The organism is Micromonospora sp. NPDC127501, assembly GCF_040302185.1.
In the GTDB taxonomy this organism is placed as follows: domain Bacteria; phylum Actinomycetota; class Actinomycetes; order Mycobacteriales; family Micromonosporaceae; genus Micromonospora.
This window is the reverse complement of record NZ_JBEORJ010000027.1, coordinates 1-9,751: the sequence shown is the minus strand read 5'-3', so window position 1 is coordinate 9,751 and position 9,751 is coordinate 1. Positions and strand designations below refer to the sequence as shown.

The following is a 9,751-nucleotide window of genomic DNA, read 5'->3' as shown; positions in this document are numbered from 1 at the left end:
CCGGCTCCGGGCGGTCAGGCTTGATCCCTGCGCCGGGCACGGCGGGCCCCCGCCCCCGTCGTGGTTCCGGTTCGTGCGGGGGTGCCGCCGCCGTCGGTGGTTCTTGACCTCGGTGGTTCTCGGTCGACGTCGGGTTTTCTGTTCTGTTCGGTGGGGTTACCAGCCTCTGGCTTTCCACTGGGGGAGGGCGGGGCGCTCGGCGCCCAGGGTGCTGTCCTTGCCGTGGCCCGGGTAGAACCAGGTGTCGTCCGGAAGTTGGTCGAACAGCTTGTGCTCGACGTCACCGATCAGCGCCGCGAAGCGCTCCGGGTCCTTGTCGGTGTTACCCACCCCACCGGGGAAAAGGCTGTCGCCGGTGAAGAGGTGCGGGGTGCCGGCCGGGTCGCGGTAGAGCAGCGCGATCGAACCCGGGGTGTGCCCCTTGATGTGGATGACCTCCAGCGCGCAGTCGCCGACCGCCACGGTGTCGCCGTCGGCCAGCCGCTCCGCCTCGATCGGCAGCCCCGACGCGTCCTCGGCGTGCACCAGCGCCCGGGCGCCGGTCTTGGCGACGACCTCCTCCAACGCCACCCAGTGATCCATGTGCTGGTGGGTCGTCACCACGGCGGTGAGCCCACCGTCACCGATCAGTTCGAGCAGCCGGGGCGCCTCGTTGGCGGCGTCGATCAGCACCTGATCACCGGTGCCCGTGCAGCGCAGTAAGTAGGCGTTGTTGTCCATCGGACCCACCGACAGCTTGCTGATGGTCAGCCCGTCCAGCTCCCGGACCGCCGGTGCGCCGCCGTGCGTGACGTCTCCGCTGTATGTCATGACGTTTCTATATCCATTCCGGTGGAGTAGGCAGGGGACCGTCAGGGGTGACGGAGAGCGGGGCGCCGTCGGCGCGGCCGATCAGCCAGGCGGCGAGGTCGGGGGCGGGGCCGGCGACGATCGGGGCGTCCACGCGCTCCCCGATCACCACCTCATGCTCGCTGCCGTCGAGGCGCAGCACCATCGAGGGCGGTGTCGGCCCCATGCCGTGGTGACTGGCCGCCTCCCGCAGCAGACGGTGGGCGAACGTCTCCGACCAGTCCGCGGCCCGGTAGTCGGCGGCCAGATCGAGGTGGTGCACCTCGATCTCCCGCAGCCGACCCCAGACCAGCAGCGCCGCCGGCCAGGGGCCCTTACGCGCCTGCACCGTCGCCGCCCACGCGTCGGCCGGCATGGCCGCGACCGCCTCGGAGAACAGGTCCGCGGTGCGTCGCAGGTCGTCCAGGTGCGCGGCCGGTGGCCGGCTCGAACCGGCTTCGATGTCCGCGGTGCGCGCCTCCAACGAGGCGTACATCGGCAGCGCAGCCCCGGTGCGGGCCGCGGTGAGCAGGTTGACGAAGCCGTCGGCGTTGCGCGCCACATGCGCCAGCACGTGGCCGCGCGTCCAGCCCGGCAGCAGCGACGCGGCGGCCAGGTCCGCGGCGTCGAAAGAAGCGGCGGTACGCAGTAGTCGGCTGGTGGCCGCGTCCACCTCGCCCATCAGCAGGAGCGGATCGGTGGTCACCCGTCGACCCTAGCGGTCCGCCGTCGCGCCGTCGCCGGGGAAATCGCTTTCGGCGCGTCGGCGCGCGACCTACCGTCAGCGGCAGACGCGGCACCGGGACATCGGACGGAGGTGGTGATCATGCCGGACGTGGCACGCGTGTTCCGCCATCACCAGCTTCGACACCGATGAGGATGACATGACGATCGATCTGACCGCCCTCGGCTGGGACGCCGAGCGGACGGCGTACGCCGCGCGCCGCGGCGAGCACCAGCCGGGTCGGGTGGCCCGGGTGGACCGGGGGGTCTGCACGGTGCTCACCGCCGTCGGCCCGGTCCGGGCCAGCCTGGGTGGGGCGGTGCTGACCGTCGCCGCGCGGGACCCGTCCGCGCTGCCCTGCGCCGGGGACTGGGTGCTGCTCACCCACTGGCCGGACCGCCGGGTCACAGTGGAGGCGGTGCTGCCGCGGCGCGGCGCGCTGATCCGGCGTACCGCCGGCAAGGACGCCAGCGGTCAGGTGCTGGCCGCCAACCTCGACGCCGCCGCAGTGGTGGAGCCGGTGCACCCCGAGCCGGACGTGGGCCGGATCGAACGGCTGCTCTCCCTGGCCCACGAGTCCGGCGCCCGGCCACTTGTCGTACTGACCAAGGCGGACCTCGCGGCCGACCCGGCCGCGCTGGCCCGCCAGCTGGCCGCGGTCGCCCCCGGGGTGCCGGTGCTGCCGGTCAGCGCCGAACGTGGCCTCGGGCTGGAACCGCTGCGCGCCGAGGTGACGCGCGGCCGCACGCTCGGACTGCTCGGCCCCTCCGGTGCGGGCAAGTCGAGCCTGGTCAACGCCCTCGTCGGGGCGATGATGATGCCCACCCAGGCGATCCGGCGGGTGGACGGCAAGGGTCGGCACACCACCACCTGGCGGGCCCTCGTACCCATCCCCGGTGGCGGTGCGGTGATCGACACGCCCGGTGTCCGGGCGGTCGGCCTGCTCGACGGCGCGGCCGGGCTCGACCGGGCCTTCGCCGACATCGCCGGGCTGGCCGAGGGCTGCCGGTACGCCGACTGCGGCCACGACGGCGAGCCGGCCTGCGCGGTCCGGGAGGCGCTGCACACCGGCGAGCTCTCCACCCGTCGGTGGGAGAGCTGGCGGCGGCTGCAGGGTGAGGTGGCCCACGAGAGCCGACGGCGGGAGACCCGGGTGGCGGCGGAGCGACGCGGCGGGTGGCGTTCGGCCCGACGTCGGGCCGCGCGTCCGCCGGCGCCCGGCGGCTTCTGACCGGGCGCCCGCCGACGCGCGGGAGCCCGGGCTTGCGGGCGGCGCGCGTCTCGGGTGGCCCGGGCTTCCGGGTGGCGCGCGTTTCGGGTGACCCGGGCTTCCGGGTGGCGCGGCCGACCGGGCTGAGCTGGGGGAATGTGCGGGCGAGGGAAACTGTCGTACCTCGGGGCTAGAGTTGCCGAGGCGTGTTTTCCGCGCCCGTACGACCGCTCAAGACCACCCAGAGCGGGACACATCCTTCGCTTCGTCTTCTCCCGGGAGTACACGTACCGTGGCCGACCGACTGATCATCCGTGGCGCGCGCGAGCACAACCTGCGTGACGTCAGTCTCGACCTGCCCCGGGACGCACTCATCGTGTTCACCGGGCTGTCCGGGTCGGGCAAGTCGAGCCTGGCCTTCGACACGATCTTCGCCGAGGGGCAGCGCCGCTACGTCGAGTCGCTCTCGTCGTACGCCCGCCAGTTCCTCGGCCAGATGGACAAGCCAGACGTCGACTTCATCGAGGGTCTGAGCCCGGCCGTCTCGATCGACCAGAAATCCACCTCGCGTAACCCGCGCTCGACCGTCGGCACCATCACCGAGGTCTACGACTACCTGCGTCTGCTCTATGCCCGCATCGGCGAGCCGCACTGCCCGGTCTGTGGTGAGCGCATCTCCCGGCAGAGCCCGCAACAGATCGTCGACCGGGTCCTCGCGATGGCCGAGGGCACCAAGTTCATGGTGCTCGCCCCGGTGATCCGTGGCCGCAAGGGCGAATATGTCGACCTCTTCGCCGAGCTGCAGGCCAAGGGCTACGCCCGGGCCCGGGTCGACGGCGTGGTGCACCCGCTGACCGAGCCGCCGAAGCTCAAGAAGCAGGAGAAGCACACCATCGAGGTGGTGATCGACCGGCTCACCGTCAAGCCGAGCGCCAAGCAGCGGCTCACCGACTCGGTCGAGGCCGCCCTGGGCCTGTCCAGCGGCCTGGTCCTGCTCGACTTCGTCGACCTCCCCGAGGACGACCCGGACCGCGAGCGCCGCTACTCCGAGCACCTGGCCTGCCCCAACGACCACCCGCTCGCCATCGAGGACCTCGAGCCGCGGGTCTTCTCCTTCAACGCGCCCTACGGCGCCTGCCCGGAGTGCACCGGCCTGGGCACCAAGAAGGAGGTCGACCCGGAGCTGCTGGTCCCCGACCCGGAGCGCAGCCTGCGTGAGGGCGCCATCCAGCCCTGGTCCACCGGGCACAACCTGGAATACTTCCTGCGTCTGCTGGAGGCGCTCGGCGAGGCCCAGCACTTCGACATCGACACGCCGTGGCGGGCGTTGCCGGCGCGGGCGCAGAAGACGATCCTGCACGGCTCCGACGATCAGGTGCACGTGCGCTACCGCAACAAGTACGGCCGTGAGCGCTCCTACTACACCGGCTTCGAGGGCGTGGTGCAGTGGATCGAGCGTCGGCACTCCGACACCGAGTCCGAGTGGTCCCGCGACAAGTACGAGGGCTACATGCGCGACGTGCCGTGCGCGGCGTGCGGCGGGGCCCGACTCAAGCCCGAGGTGCTCGCTGTCACGTTGGCCGGCAAGAGCATCGCCGAGGTCTGCAACCTGTCCGTGGGGGAGTGCGCCGACCTGCTCGCCGGCATCGAGCTGACCGACCGGCAGAAGATGATCGCCGAGCGGGTCCTCAAGGAGATCAACGCCCGGCTGCGGTTCCTCCTCGACGTCGGTCTGGACTACCTCTCCCTGGACCGCCCGGCCGGCACGCTCTCCGGCGGTGAGGCACAGCGCATCCGGCTGGCCACCCAGATCGGCTCCGGCCTGGTGGGCGTGCTCTACGTGCTCGACGAGCCGTCGATCGGGCTGCACCAGCGCGACAACCACCGGCTGATCGAGACCCTGATCCGGCTACGCGGGCTCGGCAACACGCTGATCGTGGTCGAGCACGACGAGGACACCATCCGCACCGCCGACTGGATCGTCGACATCGGGCCCGGCGCGGGTGAGCACGGCGGCAAGATCGTGCACAGCGGCTCGGTGCCGGCGTTGCTGAAGAACAAGGAGTCGATCACCGGGGCGTACCTGTCCGGTCGGCGGTCGATCCCGACGCCGACGGGCCGCCGCCCGCAGGATCCGGCCCGCGAGCTGGTGGTGCACGGCGCGCGGGAGCACAACCTGCGCAACCTGACCGTCTCGTTCCCGCTGGGCCAGCTGATCGCGGTCACCGGGGTCAGCGGCTCGGGCAAGTCCACGCTGGTCAACGACATCCTGTACGCGGTGCTGGCCAACCAGATCAACGGCGCCCGGCTGGTGCCCGGCCGGCACACCCGCGTCTCCGGGCTGGAGCACGTGGACAAGGTCGTCGGCGTGGACCAGTCGCCGATCGGCCGGACGCCGCGCTCCAACCCGGCCACCTACACCGGCGTCTGGGACCACGTCCGCAAGCTCTTCGCCGAGACCACCGAGGCGAAGGTGCGCGGGTACGGCCCGGGTCGCTTCTCCTTCAACGTCAAGGGCGGGCGCTGCGAGGCGTGCTCGGGTGACGGCACCATCAAGATCGAGATGAACTTCCTCCCCGACGTGTACGTCCCGTGCGAGGTCTGCAAGGGCGCCCGGTACAACCGGGAGACCCTGGAGGTGCACTACAAGGGCAAGACCGTCTCGGACGTGCTGGAGATGCCGATCGAGGAGGCCGCCGAGTTCTTCTCCGCCATCCCGGCCATCCACCGCCACCTGAAGACCCTGGTCGACGTCGGCCTGGGCTACGTCCGCCTCGGTCAGCCCGCGCCGACCCTCTCCGGCGGTGAGGCGCAGCGGGTCAAGCTCGCCTCCGAGCTGCAGAAGCGCTCCACCGGGCGGACGGTCTACGTGCTCGACGAGCCGACCACCGGTCTGCACTTCGAGGACATCCGCAAGCTGCTGATGGTGCTGGAAGGGCTGGTCGACAAGGGCAACACGGTGATCACGATCGAGCACAACCTCGACGTGATCAAGACCGCGGACTGGCTGATCGACATGGGTCCCGAGGGTGGCCACCGGGGCGGCACCGTGCTCGCCACCGGCACCCCCGAGGAGGTCGCCGAGGTGGCCGAGAGCCACACCGGCGAGTTCCTGCGCCAGGTGCTCAAGCTCGACGGCAAGGCCAAGGGTGCGGCTGCCGCCACCACCCGGGCCGCCAAGGCCAACGGCGTGACCAAGGCGCGGGCCAGCCGTAAGGTGGCGGCCGCCGCGCGCTGACCTTTTGGTGCGTGTACGCGGGGCGGGTCGGTTGACGACCCGCCCCGCCCCATTTGCCGGGTCGGACGAGTGCCGCGATGAACCATCCGGCACAGTTGCCCGTGTGGAGAAGTGTGGCCGGCTTTCGACCGGCAGCGGGCTAGAGAGAGGCGAGGCATGAGTGACGATCAGGCGCTGACCGGTCCGGGTACGCAGACGCGTCGTACCCTGCTCACCGGCGTCGGGGCGGTCGGCGCGGCCGTCGTCCTGGCTGCCTGCGGCAGTGATGACGGCGGCAGCGGCAGTGACGCACCCACCAGTGGTGGCCCCGCCGTGCCCAGCACCGGCGACGCCGGCGGCGGCGACCGGCAGAATGCCCAGTCGTTGGCCACCACCGCCGACATCCCGGTCGGGGGCGGCAAGGTCCTCGCCGCCGAAGGCGTGGTCATCACCCAGCCCACGGCCGGTCAGTTCAAGGGTTTCAGCCCGATCTGTACGCACCAGAACTGCCCGGTGACGAACGTCGACGGCGGCACCATCAACTGCACCTGCCACAACAGCAAGTTCTCGATCGAGGACGGCTCGGTGAAGGCCGGCCCGGCCACCAAGCCGCTGCCGCCCAAGGACATCAAGGTCACCGGCGACCAGATTTCGCTGGCCTGATCCGACGCGGGCCGGCGGGCGGGTCGGGCCGCCGCACGCTGACCGGCCGGTCGGCGCGGCGTCGCAGGATCGACTCGCGTTTCGGGACGTCGGGGTGTTGGCGGTGTACCGACACCCCGACTTCCGGGACGCCGAGTGGATCACGCTTGCGATGGGCTGTCGGTGCTGCGGACTAGGCTTGTTGGCGTGGCTGACCCCTCGACCTACCGCCCAGCACCCGGCACCATCCCGGAGCTACCGGGGGTCTACCGCTTTCGCGACGGCACCGGCCGGGTGATCTACGTCGGCAAGGCGCGCAATCTGCGCAGCCGACTCAACTCCTACTTCGGCGACGTCTGGAACCTGCACGAGCGCACCCGACAGATGGTCACCACCGCCGAGTCGGTGGACTGGATCACCGTCGGCACCGAGGTCGAGGCGCTCCAGCAGGAGTTCACCTGGATCAAGCAGTACGACCCGCGGTTCAACGTCCGCTACCGCGACGACAAGTCGTACCCCTATCTCGCTGTCACCCTCGACGAGGAGTACCCCCGGCTACAGGTGATGCGCGGCGCCAAGCGCAAGGGCGTGCGTTACTTCGGTCCCTATTCGCATGCCTGGGCCATCCGGGAGACCCTCGACCTGCTGCTGCGGGTCTTCCCCGCGCGGACGTGCTCCGCCGGGGTGTTCAAGCGGGCCGGCCAGGTCGGTCGTCCCTGCCTGCTGGGCTACATCGGCAAGTGCTCGGCGCCGTGCGTCGGCACCGTCTCCGCCGAGGAACACCGGGCCATCGTCGACGGGTTCTGCGACTTCATGGCCGGGCGCACCGACACCATGGTCCGCAAGATCGAACGTGAGATGACCGAGGCGAGCGAGCAGCTGGAGTTCGAGCGGGCCGCCCGGCTGCGCGACGACGTGGCCGCGCTGCGCCGGGCCATGGAGAAGCAGACAGTGGTGCTCGGCGACGGCACCGACGCGGACGTCGTCGCGTTCGCCGACGACCCGCTCGAGGCGGCTGTGCAGGTCTTCCACGTCCGCGACGGCCGGGTCCGCGGCCAGCGCGGTTGGGTGGTGGAGAAGACCGAGGACCTGACCACCGGGGATCTGGTGCACCACTTCTGCACCCAGGTGTACGGCGGCGAGCACGGCGAGGCCGACGTGCCCCGGGAACTGCTGGTCCCCGAGCTGCCCGCGGACGCCGACGCGCTGGCCGAGTGGCTCTCCAACCACCGGGGCAGTCGGGTGTCGCTGCGGGTGCCGCAGCGTGGCGACAAACGCTCACTGATGGAGACGGTGGAGCGCAACGCCAAGGACGCGTTGGCCCGGCACAAGCTCAAGCGCTCCGGTGACCTGACCACCCGGGGCAAGGCACTGGACGAGATCAGCGAGGCGCTGGGCATGAGCACCTCGCCGCTGCGCATCGAGTGTTTCGACATCTCCCAGATCCAGGGCACCGACGTGGTCGCCAGCATGGTGGTCTTCGAGGACGGGCTGCCCCGCAAGAGCGAGTACCGGCGGTTCATCGTCCGGGGCGCCACCGACGACCTCTCCGCGATGTCCGAGGTTCTCCGTCGTCGCTTCGCCCGCTACCTGGACGCCAGGGCCGAGACCGGCGAGGTGGGCGTGGAGTCGGCCGACGACTCGGCCGCCCCCCAGGACGCGGTCGAGCCGCAGGTCGGCGTCCTGATTGATCCGACCACCGGCCGGCCCCGAAAATTCGCGTACCCGCCACAGTTGGTGGTCGTCGACGGCGGCGCCCCACAGGTCGCGGCCGCCGCGCAGGCACTCGCCGACCTGGGCATCGACGACGTGGCCCTGTGCGGGCTGGCCAAGCGGCTGGAGGAGGTATGGCTCCCGGACGACGAGTTCCCGGTCATCCTCCCGCGCACCTCCGAGGGGCTCTACCTGCTGCAACGGGTGCGTGACGAGGCCCACCGGTTCGCCATCACCTTCCACCGGCAGCGCCGCTCCAAGCGGATGACCGAGTCGGCGCTGGATCACGTACCCGGCCTGGGCGAGGTGCGTCGCAAGGCACTGCTGCGGCACTTCGGCTCGCTCAAGCGGCTCTCGGCCGCGACGGTCGAAGAGATCACCGAGGTGCCGGGGGTGGGGCGGCGCACCGCCGAGGCGATCCTGGCCGCCCTGGACAAGGACACGAAGGCCAACGACGGCGCTGAGGCGAAGCCCAGCACCTGAGCACCGTCGTCGCTCGTCCGGCCGGAGGCACAGCCGATCGGCTCACGCTGGCTGTCCTCGCTCGCCCGTTGATGGGCGGTCGCGCCCCCCCATGATCGTGCTCGATCCTGGATGTAGTGGCCTCGTGGCGTGGGGAGGGGCCTGTTTCCTGGATCGAGCACGATCATGGAAGGCGCGAGCTTCCGTACGGCGCGCTGCCGGCCGATCACCGTCACGTTCTGCCCCGCCTCGGACCGGCCCGGGGCGCGCGAACGGCGCAGACCGGCATGATCCACTCGGCTTTCATGATGTCGGGGCGTCCCCGGCGCCAGGACACCGTGACTTTCAGGAACCCGAGCGGATCACGCCCCTTTGGCCTCCGTGTCGGGGTTTCCCGGCCGGTGAGCTGGGTGGTTTGTCGGGTTTCGGGACGGGCGTCGGGTGGTCGGGGCCACCCCGGCGGCGGAATCGGCGGCCGGGCCCTGTCGTTATACCTGGCAGACCACCGCAGCAGTCCGGGTCATTGACGCGCCGGCCCCGCCGGGAACACCCGCCGGGCCTGCACGGTTAGACCCTCCGCACGGCCGAGCACCACGACGGCCGGGCAGGGCAGCCGTCGGGAACACCCGCCAGGCCGCCCCGGTTACACCCCCGGAACGGCCGAGCACCACATCAGGCCGACCCCCGCACGGCCGAGCACCCCAGCCGAGCCGCGGGTATGGCGGAATGACCTGCCACCGCGAACGGTTACACCCTGCCCCGACGCCGACCCCCTTCGCGGGTCACCGGGCAGAACCCCTCGAACTTTCCCCGCGCGGTCGCACTGACCCCCCGTTGAGTGCCGTGTGGGTGACCCCCTGATGCAGAGGAGCACGCCATCATGCGTACCGATCTGATTCGTAAGACCGCGCTGACCGCTGCCGGGCTCGCCTTCACCGGTGGCGCTATCGCCGGC

At 71.2% G+C, this 9,751-nt stretch carries 6 protein-coding genes; 4 read left to right on the top strand and 2 right to left on the bottom strand.

Going from position 1 to position 9,751, the window contains the following annotated elements; translation table 11 throughout:
* Positions 1–156 precede the first annotated feature (156 nt).
* Positions 157–810 carry an MBL fold metallo-hydrolase gene (locus ABTW72_RS32645; protein ID WP_350865727.1) on the bottom strand — a complete coding sequence of 218 codons (654 nt, stop codon included), beginning with the start codon at positions 808–810 and terminating at the stop codon, positions 157–159.
* Positions 811–817: 7 nt separating this feature from the next.
* Positions 818–1,534, bottom strand: a complete 717-nt coding sequence (locus tag ABTW72_RS32640; protein WP_350865724.1) for a maleylpyruvate isomerase family mycothiol-dependent enzyme — start codon at positions 1,532–1,534, stop codon at positions 818–820.
* Between the two features lie 178 nt (positions 1,535–1,712).
* Between ABTW72_RS32640 and rsgA the strand changes: the two genes are divergently transcribed.
* From rsgA to uvrC, 4 genes are all read left to right on the top strand, one after another.
* Complete coding sequence (gene rsgA, locus ABTW72_RS32635; RefSeq protein ID WP_350865721.1) at positions 1,713–2,783, top strand: ribosome small subunit-dependent GTPase A; 1,071 nt, start codon at positions 1,713–1,715, stop codon at positions 2,781–2,783.
* Between the two features lie 271 nt (positions 2,784–3,054).
* Positions 3,055–6,000 (top strand): excinuclease ABC subunit UvrA, encoded by a 2,946-nt coding sequence (uvrA, locus tag ABTW72_RS32630; RefSeq protein ID WP_350865719.1) that lies wholly within the window; start codon positions 3,055–3,057, stop codon positions 5,998–6,000.
* A gap of 156 nt (positions 6,001–6,156) precedes the next feature.
* Entirely contained in the window at positions 6,157–6,642 is a 486-nt protein-coding gene (locus ABTW72_RS32625) for a Rieske (2Fe-2S) protein (RefSeq protein WP_350865716.1), read from the top strand.
* Positions 6,643–6,828: 186 nt separating this feature from the next.
* Positions 6,829–8,817, top strand: coding sequence for an excinuclease ABC subunit UvrC (uvrC, locus tag ABTW72_RS32620; protein WP_350865713.1), 1,989 nt, complete (start codon positions 6,829–6,831; stop codon positions 8,815–8,817).
* Positions 8,818–9,751: the final 934 nt, after the last annotated feature.